The 19,384-nt window shown below is 50.1% G+C and carries 18 protein-coding genes and 2 tRNA genes; all 20 read right to left on the reverse strand.

Features of this window, described 5'->3' with window-relative positions; all coding sequences use genetic code 11:
• Positions 1-19: 19 nt before the first annotated feature.
• Complete coding sequence (gene rplB, locus RBT11_01065; GenBank protein MDX9785345.1) at positions 20-844, reverse strand: 50S ribosomal protein L2; 825 nt, start codon at positions 842-844, stop codon at positions 20-22.
• Positions 845-920: 76 nt separating this feature from the next.
• Positions 921-1,208, reverse strand: a complete 288-nt coding sequence (gene rplW, locus RBT11_01070) for a 50S ribosomal protein L23 (protein ID MDX9785346.1) — start codon at positions 1,206-1,208, stop codon at positions 921-923.
• Positions 1,205-1,825: a 50S ribosomal protein L4 gene (rplD, locus tag RBT11_01075; GenBank protein ID MDX9785347.1), complete on the reverse strand. Its 621-nt coding sequence runs from the start codon at positions 1,823-1,825 to the stop codon at positions 1,205-1,207. The genes rplW and rplD overlap by 4 nt, the downstream gene beginning before the upstream one ends.
• Positions 1,826-1,940: 115 nt before the next feature.
• The gene (gene rplC, locus RBT11_01080; protein MDX9785348.1) at positions 1,941-2,567 is read right to left on the reverse strand and encodes a 50S ribosomal protein L3; all 627 of its coding nucleotides are present in this window, start codon (positions 2,565-2,567) and stop codon (positions 1,941-1,943) included.
• 18 nt (positions 2,568-2,585) lie between these two features.
• The gene (rpsJ, locus tag RBT11_01085; protein MDX9785349.1) at positions 2,586-2,891 is read right to left on the reverse strand and encodes a 30S ribosomal protein S10; all 306 of its coding nucleotides are present in this window, start codon (positions 2,889-2,891) and stop codon (positions 2,586-2,588) included.
• A 23-nt stretch (positions 2,892-2,914) separates the two neighbouring features.
• Positions 2,915-4,108, reverse strand: coding sequence for an elongation factor Tu (tuf, locus tag RBT11_01090; protein ID MDX9785350.1), 1,194 nt, complete (start codon positions 4,106-4,108; stop codon positions 2,915-2,917).
• Positions 4,109-4,176: 68 nt separating this feature from the next.
• Entirely contained in the window at positions 4,177-4,647 is a 471-nt protein-coding gene (rpsG, locus tag RBT11_01095) for a 30S ribosomal protein S7 (GenBank protein ID MDX9785351.1), read from the reverse strand.
• A gap of 54 nt (positions 4,648-4,701) precedes the next feature.
• Positions 4,702-5,073, reverse strand: a complete 372-nt coding sequence (gene rpsL / locus RBT11_01100) for a 30S ribosomal protein S12 (GenBank protein MDX9785352.1) — start codon at positions 5,071-5,073, stop codon at positions 4,702-4,704.
• A 244-nt stretch (positions 5,074-5,317) separates the two neighbouring features.
• Positions 5,318-9,718 carry a DNA-directed RNA polymerase subunit beta' gene (gene rpoC, locus RBT11_01105; GenBank protein ID MDX9785353.1) on the reverse strand — a complete coding sequence of 1,467 codons (4,401 nt, stop codon included), beginning with the start codon at positions 9,716-9,718 and terminating at the stop codon, positions 5,318-5,320.
• 91 nt (positions 9,719-9,809) lie between these two features.
• Positions 9,810-13,907, reverse strand: a complete 4,098-nt coding sequence (gene rpoB, locus RBT11_01110) for a DNA-directed RNA polymerase subunit beta (protein MDX9785354.1) — start codon at positions 13,905-13,907, stop codon at positions 9,810-9,812.
• A gap of 204 nt (positions 13,908-14,111) precedes the next feature.
• Positions 14,112-14,492: a 50S ribosomal protein L7/L12 gene (gene rplL, locus RBT11_01115; protein MDX9785355.1), complete on the reverse strand. Its 381-nt coding sequence runs from the start codon at positions 14,490-14,492 to the stop codon at positions 14,112-14,114.
• An 87-nt stretch (positions 14,493-14,579) separates the two neighbouring features.
• A complete protein-coding gene (gene rplJ / locus RBT11_01120; protein MDX9785356.1) occupies positions 14,580-15,101 on the reverse strand; it encodes a 50S ribosomal protein L10 in 522 nt (173 codons plus the stop codon).
• 329 nt (positions 15,102-15,430) lie between these two features.
• A complete protein-coding gene (rplA, locus tag RBT11_01125) occupies positions 15,431-16,135 on the reverse strand; it encodes a 50S ribosomal protein L1 (protein ID MDX9785357.1) in 705 nt (234 codons plus the stop codon).
• A gap of 27 nt (positions 16,136-16,162) precedes the next feature.
• Positions 16,163-16,585 carry a 50S ribosomal protein L11 gene (gene rplK, locus RBT11_01130; GenBank protein ID MDX9785358.1) on the reverse strand — a complete coding sequence of 141 codons (423 nt, stop codon included), beginning with the start codon at positions 16,583-16,585 and terminating at the stop codon, positions 16,163-16,165.
• Between the two features lie 83 nt (positions 16,586-16,668).
• Positions 16,669-17,199 (reverse strand): transcription termination/antitermination protein NusG, encoded by a 531-nt coding sequence (nusG, locus tag RBT11_01135; GenBank protein MDX9785359.1) that lies wholly within the window; start codon positions 17,197-17,199, stop codon positions 16,669-16,671.
• Positions 17,200-17,218: 19 nt separating this feature from the next.
• Entirely contained in the window at positions 17,219-17,572 is a 354-nt protein-coding gene (secE, locus tag RBT11_01140; protein MDX9785360.1) for a preprotein translocase subunit SecE, read from the reverse strand.
• Between the two features lie 96 nt (positions 17,573-17,668).
• Positions 17,669-17,745: transfer RNA gene (locus tag RBT11_01145), tRNA-Trp, on the reverse strand.
• Positions 17,746-17,816: 71 nt separating this feature from the next.
• The gene (gene rpmG, locus RBT11_01150; protein MDX9785361.1) at positions 17,817-17,966 is read right to left on the reverse strand and encodes a 50S ribosomal protein L33; all 150 of its coding nucleotides are present in this window, start codon (positions 17,964-17,966) and stop codon (positions 17,817-17,819) included.
• A gap of 18 nt (positions 17,967-17,984) precedes the next feature.
• Positions 17,985-19,178 (reverse strand): elongation factor Tu, encoded by a 1,194-nt coding sequence (gene tuf / locus RBT11_01155; GenBank protein ID MDX9785362.1) that lies wholly within the window; start codon positions 19,176-19,178, stop codon positions 17,985-17,987.
• 114 nt (positions 19,179-19,292) lie between these two features.
• Positions 19,293-19,369: transfer RNA gene (locus tag RBT11_01160), tRNA-Thr, on the reverse strand.
• Positions 19,370-19,384 lie beyond the last annotated feature (15 nt).

A 19,384-nucleotide genomic window follows, 5' to 3' on the forward strand; every position in this document is an offset into this window, starting at 1 on the left:
CATCAATCCGGCTGGTTTTTTACTTCTTTCTTCTGGTTACAATAAACTTATCCGTTCGCTTATTCTTTCGCGTGCGAAAGCCTTTTGACGGCATGCCCCAAGGGCTGCATGGATGCCTGCCACCCGAAGATCTTCCTTCACCACCCCCCATCGGATGGTCCACCGGGTTCATCGCAACCCCTCGAACTTTCGGACGGTTACCCAGCCAACGTTTTCTCCCTGCCTTGCCAAGAGAAACATTCTCATGCATCAGATTTCCAAGTTGACCGATGGTCGCTCTGCAGGCAAGTAAGACTTTTCGAACCTCACCGGAAGGCAGCTTCACCATCGCATAATTGTCTTCCTTTGCCATCAGCTGCGCAAAACCACCCGCACTCCGAACAATCTGCCCGCCCGCACCCGCTCGCAACTCAATATTATGAATATGGGTTCCCAGTGGAATATTACGCAGCGGAAGCGCATTTCCGGGTTTAATATCCGCCTCGGGGCCAGACATGATAGTATGGCCGACTTCAAGCTTCAGCGGCGCCAGAATATATCTTTTTTCGCCATCAACGTAATGCAGCAATGCAATGCGGGCTGTTCTGTTCGGATCGTATTCTATGGCCGCCACTTTGGCCGGAATGCCGCTCTTGTCCCGCTTGAAATCGATCAATCGGTAATGTCTTTTATGACCGCCGCCCTTATGCCTGCTGGTGATTCGGCCGTTCACATTGCGGCCACCGGTCTTTTTTATCCGTGTTAACAGGCTTTTTTCAGGCGTTTTTTTTGTTATTTCGTCATTCGTAGAAAACGCCTGGAACCGTCGTCCCGGGGAAGTTGCTTTTACTTTCTTAACTGCCATCTTCGCCTCTCTCGCTAGTGCCTTGATCCGGCTTCACCGGCATCCGTACAATACGCGCCCACGACACGCTTTAACGTTATACACCTTCAAAGAATTCGATTCGCTCGCCGGGCATCAACTTCACATTTGCCTTCTTCCAGTCCCTGCGCTTACCGACAATTCGCCCCCGCTGTTTTACCTTACCCTTTACTTGTATCGTTCGAACAGTCGCGACTTTAACATTGAATAATTTTTCAACGGCATGCCTGATTTCAACCCGGTTTGCCCTGCGATCCACTTCAAAACACACCTGGTTGTTCGATTCCTTTTGAAGCGTCGATTTTTCCGTAATCATCGGCCGTTTAATGATATCATAGGGCGTCATGAGAGCCTCCCTTCAATAGCCGAAACAGCGGACTGAATGATTACCAGACTGTCATGGGCCAAAATGTCGTAAACGTTGATACCTTCGGTTTCCAAAACCTTGACCCCCTGAATATTTCTAGAAGATCTATCCAGATGTTCATTGGGTTGATCCGTCAAAAAGAGCGCCTTGCCCAGATTCAGCGCTTTTTGAACTTCCACAAAACGCTTGGTTTTGACCTCTTCCAGAAAAAAGCCGTCCAGCACCACCAATTTATTTTCGATCAGCTTGCTGCTCAATGCCATCTTCAGCGCCAACCGTCTAACTTTTTTGGGCACTTTGTAAGTATAGGAGCGTGGATCCGGTCCAAATATCGATCCACCGCCTCTGAGCACCGGAGACTTGATATCGCCGCGTCTAGCCCGGCCGGTCCCTTTCTGACGGAAAAGCTTGCGCGTACTGCCGGTCACATCGCTCCGGTGCTTTACCGCGTGGGTGCCTGCGCGCCGGTTTGCCAGCTGCATCTTGACCACCTCGTGCAGAACGCTTCCCTTTACCGGAACGCTGAAAATTTGGTCAGAAAGATCTACCTGGGAAACCTTCTCCCCTTTTTGGTTGACTACATCTATGACAGCCATAATTTTCCCGCTTTTTTTCAAAGTGTTATTCTGGTCTTGCTTCAATCCACCAAGTCGCAACGATCATTCCCCAGTCCGCCTTAGTACGATTCCCATATGGAAGACCCAATTAATTTTAATATTTAACCTTTTTTACCATCACAAGACCGGACCGGCTACCGGGCAATGCCCCCTTGATCAGAACAATATTGTCATCCGGGCGAATATCCACGATAACGACATTTCGAACCGTCTTTCGCTCGTTCCCGTATTGTCCGGGCATTTTTTTCCCTTTGACAACCTTTGAAGGCCAAGCGCTGCAACCGATTGATCCCGGAATCCGCTTGCTGTGACTCCCATGAGTAACACGACCACCGCCGAATCCATGCCTTTTGATAACGCCGGAAAACCCTCGCCCCTTTGTATTACCTACAACATCGACCTTTTCCCCGATTTTAAATATTTCGGGCGAGATCACTTGGCCCAGCTGATAGCTATCCGGGTCATCCACCGGAAACTCGCGTGTCACTTCAAATAGACCGTCACCACTTTTTCCGAAATGGCCTTTGAGCGGTTTGGTAATATTTTTGGCTTTTTTTTCACCGAATCCGACTTGAAGCGAATTATATCCGTCTTTGGCAATGGTTTTAATTTGCGTCACCACGCACGGCCCGAGCTTCACCACCGTCACCGGCACAAAGGTGCCCTCGGTGGAAAAGACACCCATCATCCCAAGCTTTTTGCCTATTATTCCTTTACACATGGCTTTCAGGTTCCTATGCTACAGTTTAATTTCAACATCCACACCCGGTGACAGATCCAATTTCATCAGTGCATCAACTGTCTGCTGGGTAGGATCCTGAATATCCAAGAGCCGTTTATAGGTGCGCATTTCAAACTGCTCCCTCGATTTTTTATTCACATGCGGTGATCGTAGGATACAATATTTATTGATAACCGTCGGAAGTGGAATCGGGCCGACCACTTTGGCACCGGTTTTTCGGGCCGTATCGACTATATCCGAAGCAGATTGATCCAAGAGCTTATGATCGTAAGCCTTGAGCCGAATCCGAATTTTTGTGTTCATTTTCATGGTTGCCTGCTTTCCCTCTACTCGATGATTTCGCTGACGACACCGGCGCCGACCGTACGACCGCCTTCGCGAATCGCAAACCGCAACTCCTTCTCCATGGCAATCGGCGTAATCAGACTGGCCGAAATCGCCACATTGTCTCCCGGCATGATCATCTCAACGCCCTCGGGAAGCATTAGGTTCCCGGTTACGTCCGTCGTCCGGAAATAAAACTGCGGCCGATACCCGTTAAAAAACGGCGTGTGCCGGCCTCCCTCTTCCTTGCTCAATATATAGACTTCCGCCTTGAACTTCGTGTGCGGCGTGATGCTGCCCGGCTTCGCCACTACCTGACCACGCTCCACTTCCTCACGCTTCGTCCCCCGCAGCAACAACCCCACATTGTCTCCCGCTCGACCCTCATCCAGCAGCTTACGGAACATCTCCACCCCTGTACACACGGTCTTGATCGTCGGACGTATCCCCACTATCTCAACCTGATCACCCACTTTGATGATCCCTCGCTCTGCCCGGCCCGTCACTACCGTCCCTCTACCCGATATACTGAACACATCCTCTATCGGCATTAAAAACGGCTTGTCGATATCCCGCTCCGGCTCCGGTATAAACGAGTCAATCGCTTCCATCAGGTCAAATATGCACTTGGCTTCCGCGCTGTCAGGATCATCGCTCTCCAGCGCCTTTAACGCACTGCCCCGTATGATCGGTGTATCGTCCCCGGGAAACTCATACTTGTCCAACAGTTCCCGAAGCTCCAGCTCCACCAGCTCAATCAACTCCTCATCATCCACCATGTCGCACTTGTTCAAAAATACCACAATCCGCGGAACACCCACCTGACGCGCCAGCAATATATGTTCCCGCGTCTGGGGCATCGGTCCGTCATCGGCTCCCACCACTAATATGGCGCCATCCATCTGCGCGGCTCCCGTGATCATGTTCTTAATGTAGTCCGCATGACCCGGACAGTCCACATGCGCATAATGCCGATTCGGTGTCTCATACTCCACATGGGCCGTCGCTATTGTAATCCCGCGCTCTTTCTCCTCCGGCGCTTTGTCAATCTGATCAAACGGCACAAACTCCGCCATACCTCGCAGACCGTTGTGCTTCGTGATCGCCGCCGTCAGTGTCGTCTTCCCATGATCGATATGGCCAATCGTTCCCACGTTGACATGCGGCTTCGTCCGCTCAAATTTCTTCTTCGCCATTGTTTTATTCCTCCAATTTAAAGGGGCACGCCATTAGATGTCTTCTCTTCGAAGCCCCTCGCTTGTCGTTACCAGCGGAAATGCGCAAAAGCCTTATTGGCTTCTGCCATTTTATGGGTATCTTCTCGCTTTTTAACCGATGTGCCCCTCATATTGGCGGCATCCATCAATTCACCGGCCAGCTTGCTTGCCATATCCCGTTCCGAGCGCCCCTTTGAGTAATTGATAATCCATCGAATACCTAATGCCATCCTACGCGATTGACGAATTTCAGTCGGCACCTGATAGGTTGATCCCCCCACTCGCCGTGACTTAACCTCTATCACCGGTTTGACATTGTCCAGGGCTTTCTCAAAGATCTTGAGCGGTTCTTCCTTTGTCTTATCTTTTATAATGTTGAATGCGCCATATAAAATTGCTTCAGCCGTGCTCTTTTTACCATCCCGCATGATGGAATTGATAAACTTTGCAACCAGCTTGCTGCTGTATTTGGCATCCGGAATTACGGGCCGCTCTGGAACTTCTCTTCTTCTCGGCATAGATCACACCATTTCACTTAAGTTACAGTTTAGAAGGATATGTGTTACGATTATTTATTTAGGCTTCTTGGCCCCATATTTACTGCGGCCCTGTTTCCGATCTTCCACACCAAGGCTATCGAGCGTCCCTCGAACGATATGATATCGAACGCCGGGAAGATCCTTCACGCGGCCGCCTCTAACCAAAACCACCGAATGCTCCTGAAGGTTATGGCCTATACCGGGGATGTATGCCGTCACTTCGATCCCGGTCGTCAATCTTACCCTGGCCACCTTTCTAAGCGCCGAATTCGGCTTTTTCGGTGTTGAGGTATACACGCGTGTGCATACCCCTCGTTTCTGCGGCGCGCCCTTCAGCACCGGCGTGGTGGTCTTCTGTTGGACTCGTTTTCTACCTTTCCTGACTAACTGGTTGATGGTCGGCATTTTTTCCCCTTAATGACGATAATCCAAACGCAAAGTTCACATCTTGACAAAAACCGCATTAGTATACAGATAGGCTATTATTGTCAAGCACTTTATATAAATATTTTAAAACGGTCATCCTTTATCAACCCCCTATAGTACTGTCCCATGCCTGCCACGCTGTCGTTCGCGCGCCCGAAAGCAGGTAGAAACTCGGTGAATCCCTGTTCTTTTCAGCCCAAGCACGTGAAGTGCTAAAGAGGAGCTAAACCGTCTCAACATCAATTGATCCGTAGGCAGGCAACCCAGTCCCGGCTGGTATCAATCGGCCCATAATTACGTTTTCCTTCAGCCCACGCAGATAATCCACGGCCCCGGCGATGCTCGCATCCGTAAGCACTTTGGTCGTTTCCTGAAACGACGCCGCTGAAATGAAGCTATCCGTACTCAAAGAAGCCTTGGTAATACCAAGAATCAAAGACTCGGCCATCGCGGGTTTATCACCATTATCTATAACCAATTGATTCGCCTCTTCAAACCTTGTACGGTCCACTTGTTCCTCAAGAATAAAATCCGTATCCCCCACGTCGGTAATTTTTACCCGTCGCATCATCTGCCGAACAATCACCTCGATGTGTTTGTCGTTAATGCGAACCCCCTGAAGACGGTAGACTTCCTGCACTTCGTTCACAAGGTACCTCGCCAGGGCCACTTCCCCCTTGATATTTAAAATATCCTGAGGATTGGCCGAACCGCCGATGATCGCTTCACCCGCGCGAACATAGTCCCCTTCATACACATTAATATGCTTGCCGCGGGGTACGAGGTACTCTTTTTTTTCTCCGACACCCACCGGGGTAACCGTTACTTTCTGTTTCCCCTTCTTGGTACCCTTGGAAATGGAAACATAGCCATCAATCTCGCTGAGGATTGAAGCCTCTTTGGGCTTTCTAACTTCAAAAAGCTCCGCCACTCGCGGAAGACCACCGGTAATATCCTTGGTTTTGGTGGTGGCACGCGGCAGCTTCGCGATAATATCCCCAGCCTTCACCGTATCACCTTCCTCCACCAGCAAAATAGCATCCGTGGGCAGAATATAGCGCGCCAGCCCGGAACCGCCGGTCAGTTTTGCCGTTTTCCCGGCCGCATCTTTAATGGAAATACGTGGCCGGACATCTCCTATTTTAGATTCGATAATGGTCCGGCTCGATTTTCCGGTAACCGGATCCACTTTTTCCTGCATCGTTTTTTGGGGGACGATATCCCCAAATTTTACGGTTCCCGGCACTTCCGTGATGATGGGGGTGGTAAACGGGTCCCAAGTGGCCAGAATATCCCCGGGTTTTACCTCCTGGCCGTCTTGAACCACCAAATGCGCTCCGTAGATGATCGGAAGACGCTCTCTTTCCCGGCCAGTACTACCGACAATCGAAAACTCCCCGCCCCTACGGTTCATAACAATGGTCTGATTTTCAGCGTTTCGAACCACTTTGAGGTTCTCATCCAACTTGATCGTGCCGTCCACCCGAGCGCGCGTATCGGCCTGTTCGACCCGCCGGCTGGCCGTACCACCAATGTGAAAGGTCCGCATGGTCAACTGAGTGCCGGGCTCGCCAATGGATTGTGCCGCCAAAATACCAACCGCCTGACCGATCTCGACCCGTTGGCCATGCGCCAGATCCCGACCGTAGCACTTGGCACAAACGCCAAAGCGCGTTCGGCAAGTCAATACCGAACGGATCTTCACAATTGAAATACCGGCAGATTCAATCTTTTCCGCCGCAGCCTCGTCAATTTCCTGTCCGCTAGGCACCAGAACTTCATCGGTAAACGGATCAAGTATATCCTCCAAGGCCGTCCGGCCAAGGACTCTCTCGCCGATTTCCTGAATGACTTCACCACCCTCCATCAGGGGTTCAACTTCAACACCCATCATGGTGCCACAATCGACCTCCATCACGGTGCAATCCTGCGCAACATCGGCCAAACGCCGGGTCAGATACCCGGAGTTGGCGGTTTTAAGCGCCGTATCGGCAAGGCCTTTTCGCGCGCCATGTGTCGAAATAAAATATTGAAGCACGGATAATCCTTCTCGGAAATTAGCCGTAATCGGTGTCTCAATAATTTCACCCGACGGCTTGGCCATCAACCCCCGCATGCCCGCCAGCTGTCGCATTTGGTCCTTGCTGCCGCGGGCGCCGGAATCAGCCATCATAAAAATCGGGTTGAATGCTTCGCGAATCACCGGATTTCCGGCCCGGTCGACTTTCATTTGCCCGTCTTCATCAAGCTCGGGCGAAGCCTTCATGGCGTCCATCATTTCATTGGCAATATCATCTGTGGCCTTGGCCCAGATGTCGACGACCTTATTATATTTTTCGCCCTGGGTAATAAGGCCTTCCGTGTATTGACGCCCGATTTCGGTGACCTGCTCCTCGGCTTTCTTGAGAATCCCCCATTTGGACTTGGGAATGATCATCGCGTCTATCGATATGGAAAGCCCGCCGATAGTCGAATACCGATATCCGATATCTTTTAGCCGGTCCGAAAGAATGACCGTGGCCTTGGGTCCCAGATGCCGATACACATAATCAATCAATTCCCGAAGCGACTTTTTGTTCTGGACCATGTTGATCTTTTCAAACGGTACTTCCTTTTGCTTCTCGACGACTTCAAACAGATGATACCTGCCTTGCTCTACGATAATATCGCTGAACTGACCGACATCAAGATTAAACAAGGCACTCGCCACCTTCTCGCCCGCATTGAACACCCGTTTAAACTCATCGGCCCGCACCCGACCCAGCATGCCGTTATTTTCCTTGTCCAAACTCTGGGAATAGGTATCAACCAGCTCTTCAAACGCCATCCCGGTTCGCAGTTTCTTTTTGACTTCTTCAGCGGTAGCATGATCGGATACCATGATATGCCGTAATACCAGCACCGAATCATCGGGCATGATATCACCGAGCAGAATACGCCCGACCGTGGTATGAACCCGTTTACCTTCTATACGAACGATTATTTCCGCATGCAGATCGATGACACCGGCGTCATAGGCGCAACGCACTTCTTCCGGCCCGGAAAACAACCGACCTTCACCCTTGGCCCCCTTGAATATCTTGGTCATATAGTAGATACCCAAAACGATATCCTGACTCGGCACAATAATCGGCGATCCGTTTGCAGGCGACAAAATATTGTTGCTCGAAAGCATCAGCACCCGCGCCTCGATCTGTGCCTCCACGGAAAGCGGAATATGCACGGCCATCTGATCCCCGTCAAAATCCGCATTGAACGCCGTACAAACCAAAGGATGAAGCTGAATGGCCTTTCCTTCAATCAGGGTCGGCTCAAACGCCTGAACGCCCAACCGATGCAGTGTCGGAGCGCGGTTGAGCATCACGGGATACTCCTTAACCACCTCGTCCAGTGTGTCCCAGACTTCAGGCACTTCTCTTTCCACCATCTTTTTGGCGCTTTTAATCGTTGATACCAGCCCTTTTCGTTCCAATCGATAATAAACAAACGGCTTAAAGAGCTCCAGAGCCATTTTTTTGGGCAACCCGCATTGGTGAAGCCGCAAGTTCGGTCCAACCGTAATGACGGTTCTTCCAGAATAATCGACGCGCTTCCCCAGCAAATTCTGGCGAAACCGTCCTTGCTTCCCCTTTAATGTGTCACTTAGAGATTTAAGCGGGCGTTTGTTGGTGCCGGTGACAACCCGGCCGTGCCGGCCGTTATCGAACAGGACGTCCACGGCCTCCTGAAGCATCCGTTTTTCATTTCGAACAATAATGTCAGGGGCTTTTAGATCAATAAGCCGTCTAAGCCGGTTGTTCCGATTGATTACTCGGCGGTATAAATCATTTAAATCCGAAGTGGCAAACCGTCCCCCCTCCAGCGGCACCAACGGTCTCAAATCGGGTGGCAACACCGGAATCACATCCATGATCATCCAGACCGGGTTGATGCCGCTTCTTCGAAACGCATCCACTATTTTCAGCCGTTTAGCCAGTTTTTGACGTTTGGTTGTGGAACCGGTGGAGCGAATTTCAGATTTTAACTGCTTGTAAATTTCCTCCAGGTTCAGCTCTTCAAGCAGCTTATATACCGCCTCGGCCCCGATGCCGGCCTCAAATTTTGCGCCGAAGGTTTCAATGGCTTCACGGTATTTATCATCGGAAAGAAGCTGCCCTTTGGTCAGCGTGGTTTCCTTGGGGTCAATCACAATATAGGAGTCAAAATAAAGCACCTTCTCCATATTCTTCAGCGTCAAATCGAGTAAATTTCCAATCTTGCTGGGAAGACTCTTTAAAAACCATATATGGGATACCGGCGTGGCCAGCTCAATATGCCCCATGCGCTCCCGGCGAACCTTAGACTGAATCACCTCCACGCCACATTTCTCACAGATCACACCGCGGTGCTTCATCCGTTTGTATTTGCCGCAATTACATTCATAATCCTTGGTCGGACCAAATATTTTCGCGCAGAACAGCCCATCCCGCTCGGGCTTGAAGGTGCGGTAGTTAATCGTTTCCGGTTTTTTTATTTCCCCATGAGACCATTCACGAATCTGGGCCGAAGAGGCCAGCGCAACCTTTACGCCGGTATATAGTCTTGGATCCGTCGGTTTCGCAAAAAAATCGTAAATTGTTTCCATCATCTCTTCCTATTTCAGGGTTAACGGGTTTGGGGCGGCTTGATTTGGCAACAGGTTCTCGTTAAACGGCACAGGTGCCATCTTTGCCGGATTAAGACTCTCCCTGTAATAGAGACACATCCAGGCCCAAACTCTGCAATTCCTTTGTAAGAACACGGAAAGACTCGGGAAGGCCCGGCTCCAGTGAGTTTTGACCTTTCACGATCTTTTCATACATCCGGGTTCTGCCGGCCATGTCATCCGATTTGACCGTCAGAAATTCTTGCAGCGCATTGGCAGCGCCATATGCCTCCATGGCCCATACTTCCATTTCCCCTAATCGCTGACCACCGAATTGCGCCTTGCCGCCGAGCGGTTGCTGGGTCACCAAGGAGTACGGTCCGATGGATCGGGCATGAATCTTGTCGTCCACTAAATGGTGGAGCTTTAGCATATACATGGTACCGACGGTGATCTTCTCATTAAACGCCTCGCCGGTTCGGCCATCATAAAGCGTCGCTTGGCCAGTCCTGCTCAAGTTGGCTTCTGAAAGCAGCGCCTTAACCTCCTCCTCCTTGGCACCGTCAAAAACCGGCGTCGCCATGTGAACCCCATTGACATATTTGACGGCTAGATCGCAGAGCATGTCATCATCCAATCCCTGAATCTGCTCCTTTTCGGCCGGGGCATCGAATATGCGCAACATTTTTTCCCTTAAGGCCTCTTTCTGTTTTTCCTCCAGCAGGACATTGATCTGGTCACCAAGCCCCTTTGCAACCCTTCCCAGATGAATCTCGAGAATCTGCCCCACGTTCATACGAGAAGGAACGCCCAACGGGTTTAAAACCATGTCGACGGGTTTGCCGTCTTCAAAATAGGGCATGTCCTCAACCGGCAATATCCGCGAGACAACACCTTTGTTCCCATGCCGACCCGCCATTTTATCGCCTACGGATAGTTTTCGCTTCATGGCCACATACACCTTGACCATCTTGATAACACCCGGAGGCAAATCATCACCTCTCTCAAAACGGCTGATCTGTTTTTCAAACGCATCCCTAAAATAATCACACTGGCGGCGATACGCCGCGAGAATATCATTTACCTTCTGAGTTACCTCACTATCGGTCAAAATAAGCCCTTCGATTTGGGCCAAAGAGACATCAGCCAACATGGCGGGGTCAATTTTATCCCCTTTTGATATAATGGTTTTCTTTCCTTTGCGAATGGCCGACATCGCTTCATGGCCGGAAAGAAGCTTCGCCAGGCGATCCCGAAATGCTTCCGTGGTAACGGCTATTTTATCGTCCCGATCTTTTTCCATTCGGGCGATCTCTTCTGCTTCAATTGTTTTGGATCGCTCGTCCTTGTCCACACCGCGGCGCGCAAAGACCTTGGCATCAATCACAATGCCTTCCACCCCCGGCGGAACACGAAGCGAGGTATCTTTCACCTCCCCAGCCTTCTCTCCGAAAATGGCGCGCAAAAGCTTTTCCTCGGGGGATAACTGGGTTTCACCCTTGGGTGTTACTTTTCCCACCAGAATATCTCCCTGGCCGACTTCCGCACCCAAGCGAATAATTCCGCTCTCGTCAAGGTTTTTAAGGGCTTCTTCCCCCACATTGGGAATGTCTTGAGTAATCTCTTCCTTTCCAAGTTTTGTGTCCCTGGCCACCATTTCGAATTCTTCGATATGAACGGAGGTATAGACACCGTCCCGAACCAACCGTTCACTGACCAGAATGGAGTCTTCAAAATTATAGCCTCCCCACGGCATAAAAGCGACAATGACGTTTTTACCAAGGGCCAATTCGCCTTGTTCCGTTGCCGGGCCATCACTGATCACTTCCCCCGCCTTAACTCTTTGACCTCTCTTAACAATGGGTCGATGGTTAAAGCAGGTGTTTTGGTTGGACCGGACAAACTTCTGCAGGTTATGAATCTCCACCACGGACTGGCCGTCATCCGGCTTGGCATCAAGGCGAAGCACAATCCGGGAGGCCTCCACAGCCTCTACCGTTGCATCGTGATCCGCAACAACCGTAACCCCGGAATCCTTTGCCACAACCCCTTCGATACCGGTACCCACCAAGGGGGCTTCACTGGTCATCAGCGGCACGGCCTGGCGTTGCATATTGGAACCCATCAGCGCACGGTTGGCGTCATCATTTTCCAGAAAAGGAATCAGGGAAGCGGAAACACTCACCAATTGGTTCGGTGAGACGTCCATCAATTCGATAAGCTCCCGCTCCACCATCATAAACTCGCCCGCCACCCTGGAGGTCACCAACGCGTTCACGTATCTGTTGCTTTCATCCACCGGCGCATTGGCTTGCGCGATGGGATGCTCTTTTTCTTCAAATGCGCTTAAAAATTTTACTTCCCCGGTGACAGCAGCGTCTTTAACCACACGATAGGGTGTTTCGATAAATCCGTAATCATTTACCCGCGCATAGGTGCTCAAGGAAACAATAAGGCCGATATTCGGACCTTCCGGCGTTTCGATGGGACATATTCTGCCGTAATGGGACGGATGCACATCCCGAACCTCAAACCCGGCCCGCTCTCGAGTAAGCCCACCCGGCCCCAATGCGCTCAACCGGCGTTTGTGGGTCGTCTCGGAAAGCGGATTGGTTTGATCCATAAACTGGCTGAGCTGGCTCGTTCCGAAAAATTCTTTAACGACCGCAGACACCGGTTTGGGGTTTATCAAATCGTGGGGCATGAGCGCATCGACTTCTTGTAAACTCATCCGCTCTTTAATTGCCCGCTCCATTCTTACAAGCCCGATTCGATAATGGTTCTCAAGCAGTTCGCCGACGGCACGCACCCGGCGGTTACCCAGATGATCGATATCATCCACCATCCCTTGCGTATCCCGAAGCTCCACGAGAGTTTTGGCGGTAAGAAGAATATCTTCCTTTCTCAGGGTGGTAACGTGAATAGGGGTGTTCAAGCCCAACCGCAAATTAATTTTAAGTCGGCCGACGCCGGATAAATCATAATAGGCGGATTTAAAAAACAGGTGATCTACAAATTCCTGGGCCACTTCCGGTGTAGCGGGATTCCCCGGACGAAGCCGTCTGTAAATTTCTATGAGCGCATCTTCCTTGCTCTCGACCTTATCCATCAGCAGGGTTTTTCGAATGGAATCGCCGATGCCTACCCCGTCGTTGTATAAGACTTCAAATTCCGTGATGCCAATCTCATCGAATTTTTTCAGAACGCTCTCATCCAATGGATCGTTGGGCCGTTGAAGCACCTCGCCGGTTTCAGGATGAAGAATGACCGAGCAAAACGCCTTTCCCATCAATTCTTCAACATCAATGGGGAGCAGCTCAACTCCGGATGTTTTTAATTGTCGAATGGCCCTGCGGGTAAAATGTCTCCCTTTTTTAACCAGCACCTCGCCGGTTTCCGGCAGGACAATGTCCATACTGGCCCGCTGCCCTTTTAAGAAATCCTCATTGTAGGCCTTAAAGATTTCCTTTCCTATAATAACAATTTTTTCTTTCTGGTAAAAATAGGACAGCAAATCTTCGGTTGAATAACCAAACGCCTTGAACAACAACGTCACGGGAAATTTTCTGCGCCGATCGATCCGAATGTACACGATGTCTTTCGGATCGATTTCCATGTCGATCCATGACCCGCGAACCGGTATGATTCTGGAAGTATATATGATTTTTCCACTGGAATGGGTTTTGCCCTTGTCGTGGTCAAAAAAAACGCCCGAAGACCGGTGCAACTGGCTGACGACAACGCGCTCTGTTCCGTTGATGATAAAAGTTCCTTTTCGGGTCATCAGGGGAATCGTGCCAAAATAAATTTCCTGTTCCTTAATATCCCGAATATTGGAAACGCCGGTTTCCTTATCAACATCGTAAACAACCAGCCGAACCGTAATTCGTACGGGCAACTCATAGGTCATGCCGCGGTTGATACATTCCTCAACCCCATGCTTTACTTCGCCAAACCGGTAGGAAACAAACTCCAGGGAGGCGCTTCCTGTAAAATCTTTTATGGGGAAAACAGACTTAAATACGGCCTGAAGACCGATATCTTGACGCTTTTCAGGCGGAATGTTGATTTGCAGAAATCGAGCGTAGGAATCTCGTTGCATTCCGATCAGGTCTGGAATCTCAACTATTTTCCGAATTTTTCCGAAACTTTTTCTGATTCTCTTATTTGCCGAAGGCCTTACCGACATGGCATCTCCATATTGGGGTCGGAAAAGCGTGAAAATGGGATAACCGGATATGTTTCCTTTTATCCCATTTAAACGCCTCCAATTTATTTCAAGCAGACGGGCGACAGCCGCGCCCTGAATCCTCCCCGGTACAGCCGCCTGCCCTATCGTTTCCCGTTTGTCTTGAGTCGTTCGGGTTCGCTGTGTACCGAAAATGCCGGCGATTTATTTCATATCCACCTGTGCGCCGGCACTTTCAAGCTGCTCTTTTATCTTTTGCGCCTCATCCTTGGGAATACCTTCTTTTACCGGCTTCGGCGCGCCGTCCACCAAATCCTTGGCATCTTTTAAACCAAGCCCCGTAATAGCGCGAACCTCTTTAATGACATTAATTTTCTTGTCTCCGGCAGCTACCAGAATCACGTCAAATTCGGTCTTCTCTTCAACGACTGCAGCCGCTTCGGCAGGGCCGGCCGCCATCATCGCCACAGGCGCCGCCGCGGAAACACCAAATTTTTCTTCCATTTCCTTGACCAGTTGAGATAATTCAAGCACAGTCATGTTCGCTATAAATTCTACCACATCCTCTTTGGTAATGCTCGCCATGTTTATCTTCCTCCATTTTTACACAAAACGGCGCTTTTGATTCGCCGTTATCAAACAATAAATTAGGTTAGGGTGAGATCGTCCTTTTCAGGCCGCCTCTTTTTTTTCCTTAATAGCTTGAAGTGCATTCAGGAACTGCACGGGTACGCCGGCAAGGACCCTGACAAAGGACGTCGGTACGGCATTCATCACCGAAAGCACCTGCGCCAGCAGCACTTCTCGCGACGGCAGCGCGGATAATGCCTTAATATCGTCCAGGCTCAGTACTTTTCCATCAATAACACCGATCCGAATCTCTAGCTTGTTATTCGTTTTCATAAATTCGGTCAGCACCTTGGCCGGCGCAACCGGATCGCTAAAGCTGAGCGCAACAGCATTTGGCCCTTTGAATTCATCTGCGATGGCTTCCACACTTGTATCTTTGGATGCCCTGGCAAGAAGTGTATTCTTGGCCACTCGATACTCGATGCCTGCTTCACGGAGCTTTTTTCTAAGCTGACTGATATCGGCCACATTTAGCCCTTTGTAGTCAGTGACGATCACCACCTTGGCCTTTTCGAACTTTTCATGAAGCTCTTCGGTAATGGCTTTTTTTTGATCAATTTTCACGTTATTATTACACCTCCTTTCCGTGTCTGTAAAAACCGGAGGTTGGACATTTCACCCTACAAGTCTGTCTAGGTAGGCCGGCACAGCCGATTAGGCGTCCGCAAGGACACACCTACGGTCTTTGACAACAAATTTAATATAGTTAAAATAATTGATTTTAACCCATACCGGTTCATGCGATGAATGCTGATAACCGCATCAATACGCCGTATGGCCTAAAGCCGGCATTAACTATTCCTGGAAAAACAAGCGGATGTCGGAATACAACATCCTGCATCAATCAAGCGCGTTCGCTTCCGGAAACTCCGTGAAATTCCTGAAGCTGTTTTCTACTTCAGCAGCTCTTTCACAAAAGCCGTATCGACCTTGAAGCCGGGACCCATCGTCGTTGAAATCGCGATGCTTTTCAAATAGGTTCCCTTACTTGAGGACGGCTTTAATTTCGAGATCGTTTCAATAAACGCGGTCACATTCTCAATAATTTTTTCCGGTCCGAAAGAAACCTTCCCCATCGGCGCATGAACGATTCCGGCTTTTTCCACCCGGAAATCGATCTTTCCTGCCTTGAGCTCTTGGACGACTTTGCCGATATCAAACGTGACAGTACCCGTTTTGGCATTGGGCATCAGACCTCTTGGCCCGAGCAATCGTCCGATTTTACCGACCGTTCCCATCATGTCCGGCGTCGCCACGGCTTTATCAAAGCCGAACCAGCCATCCTTAATTTTTTCGACCAGATCATCGTTACCGACAAAATCAGCGCCGGCTTCTTGCGCTTCGATTTCTTTTTCGCCCTTGGCAAAAACAAGCACCCTTATAACCTTGCCAAGCCCGTTCGGTAAAATAACCGTACCCCTCACCATTTGATCGGCGTGTCTCGGATCAACCCCAAGTTTAACGGCAACATCAACTGTTTCATCAAACTTGGCATATGATGACTCAATAGCCATCCGAGCCCCTTCCAAAAAGTCGTAACGCTTCCGGGTATCGAATTTCTCAATGGACTTTATGTATTTTTTCCCCCGCTTCGGCATCGTTACCTACTCGCTCCTTTTTTTTTCTTAAACGACCTCAATCCCCATGCTCCGGGCCGTTCCCTCAATAATGAGACAGGCGGCTTCCAGGTCATTCGCATTCAGATCAACCATCTTCAGGCCGGCAATTTCTTCAACCTGTTTCCGGGTTACTTTCCCAACCTTATCCCTTTTCGGATCGGCCGCGCCCTTAGCAATCTTGGCCGCTTTTTTCAATAACACGGCAGCCGGCGGAGTTTTTGTGATAAAGGTGAATGTCCTGTCTTGGTATACCGTTATCACAACAGGTATAATCATCCCCTCTTCACTTGCAGTGCGCGCGTTAAACGTTTTGCAAAAGTCCATAATATTCACCCCATGCTGACCCAGCGCGGGCCCAATGGGGGGGGACGGGTTTGCCTTACCAGCAGGCACCTGCAGTTTTATCAGTGCAATAACCTTTTTCGCCATTTTCCTATTATACTCCTGATGCTGAAATAAATTTGTAATCCGGCGCGATGTCGGATAACCGGAAAATCATCTTCGCCTTGAAGTTACAATCGGGAGACCTGAACAAAATCCAGCTCAACAGGCGTTGCCCGGCCGAAAATGCTCACCAGTACTTTGATTTTCCCCTTTTCCTGATTGACTTCCTCTACCGTACCGTTAAAATTCGTGAACGGACCGTCGATGACACGGATATCGTCGCCAATCTCAAAAGAATATTTGGGCATCGGTTTCTTTTTGCCGGCCTCCATTCGATTCAGAATTTGTTCCGCTTCTTCATCTGTGATCGGTGTCGGCTTTTCCCTTCCGCCCAGAAACCCTGTTACCTTAGCGGTGTTGTTGACGATATGCCATGTGTCATCACTCAACTCCATTTGAACCAGTATATATCCGGGATAAAATTTTCTGGATGATGTTTTCCGTTTACCCTTTACCAGTTCCATTACTTGCTCGGTGGGCACCAGTACTTCTCCAAACTTATCGGCATGGTTCGATAACGCAATGCGCTCCTCGAGGGCCGCTTTTACCTTATTTTCAAACCCCGAATATACATGGACAATATACCATTTGAGTCCCACAAATTGCTCTCCTTAATATTTATTGCAGCACAACCCGAACCAGGCTGGACAATCCGATGTCCACCGCCCCCAAGAAAAAGGATAGGATCATGACGAGTACAATCACGACCACCGTTGAACCAATGGCCTGAGTTCGAGACGGCCACGCCACCTTTTTCAACTCAACTCGGACTTCCCGTAAAAACTGCATTGCCTTGTCAGTATAATTACGACCGGGAAAGTTTAACGGTGTTTTGACCGGCTTCTGAACAGCCAAAACTACCTTCCCTTTAGCTGAGGATTCATCCGCAACCGGGCTGGCGTCCACCGTTTCAGCACCATTTTCTTTTTTCTTTGGTCTGAATGCAGTCTTTTTCTTTAATAACCGTCCCATTTCGCACCTAAAAATAAAAGATCAGAGGGTTCGCGGCTGCGTTTATATTGGCCGCTCGCGGCCGTCTTCCCCTGATCTTTCCTAATATAAGTATACTGGCAGGCCAGGAGGGATTCGAACCCCCAACACCCGGATTTGGAGTCCGGTGCTCTACCAATTAGAGCTACTGGCCTAAAAGATCTCCGCCACCAACATTGACAAGTAGATCGGAGAAGCCCTCATGTACATCCGGCAAGCATGATCCCTATTTCGTCTCCTTATGCGGCGTATGCTTTCGGCAAAAGCGGCAATACTTTGAAAACTCCAGCTTATCGGGCGTCGTACGCTTATTTTTGGTAGTTGTGTAGTTTCTCCGTTTGCATTCTGAACATGCAAGGGTGACTATTACTCTCACGAAACGTCTCCTTCACCTTTATTCGATGATTTCGCTGACGACACCGGCACCGACCGTACGACCGCCTTCGCGAATCGCAAACCGCAACTCCTTCTCCATGGCAATCGGCGTAATCAAACTGGCCGAAATCGCCACATTGTCTCCCGGCATGATCATCTCAACGCCCTCGGGAAGCATTAGGTTCCCGGTTACGTCCGTCGTCCGGAAATAAAACTGCGGCCGATACCCGTTAAAAAACGGCGTGTGCCGGCCTCCCTCTTCCTTGCTCAATATATAGACTTCCGCCTTGAACTTCGTGTGCGGCGTGATGCTGCCCGGCTTCGCCACTACCTGACCACGCTCCACTTCCTCACGCTTCGTCCCCCGCAGCAACAACCCCACATTGTCTCCCGCTCGACCCTCATCCAGCAGCTTACGGAACATCTCCACCCCTGTACACACGGTCTTGATCGTCGGACGTATCCCCACTATCTCAACCTGATCACCCACTTTGATGATCCCTCGCTCTGCCCGGCCCGTCACTACCGTCCCTCTACCCGATATACTGAACACATCCTCTATCGGCATTAAAAACGGCTTGTCGATATCCCGCTCCGGCTCCGGTATAAACGAGTCAATCGCTTCCATCAGGTCAAATATGCACTTGGCTTCCGCGCTGTCAGGATCATCGCTCTCCAGCGCCTTTAACGCACTGCCCCGTATGATCGGTGTATCGTCCCCGGGAAACTCATACTTGTCCAACAGTTCCCGAAGCTCCAGCTCCACCAGCTCAATCAACTCCTCATCATCCACCATGTCGCACTTGTTCAAAAATACCACAATCCGCGGAACACCCACCTGACGCGCCAGCAATATATGTTCCCGCGTCTGGGGCATCGGTCCGTCATCGGCTCCCACCACTAATATGGCGCCATCCATCTGCGCGGCTCCCGTGATCATGTTCTTAATGTAGTCCGCATGACCCGGACAGTCCACATGCGCATAATGCCGATTCGGTGTCTCATACTCCACATGGGCCGTCGCTATTGTAATCCCGCGCTCTTTCTCCTCCGGCGCTTTGTCAATCTGATCAAACGGCACAAACTCCGCCATACCTCGCAGACCGTTGTGCTTCGTGATCGCCGCCGTCAGTGTCGTCTTCCCATGATCGATATGGCCAATCGTTCCCACGTTGACATGCGGCTTCGTCCGCTCAAATTTCTTCTTCGCCATTGTTTTATTCCCCCCTGCTTTTGTTAGGAACCTTAATGCCTTCTAAATTCGTATAATATGGTCAAAGGTGGAGACGCCTCCCGATTTAACGCAACAATCCTGCCCCCGAACATCTGGAGCCCACGACCGGAGTCGAACCGGTGGACCTCTTCCTTACCAAGGAAGCGCTCTACCAACTGAGCTACGTGGGCTTATATGTTCAAGAA

Source organism: Desulfobacterales bacterium (assembly GCA_034003325.1).
Classification (GTDB): Bacteria; Desulfobacterota; Desulfobacteria; order Desulfobacterales; family JAFDDL01; genus JAVEYW01.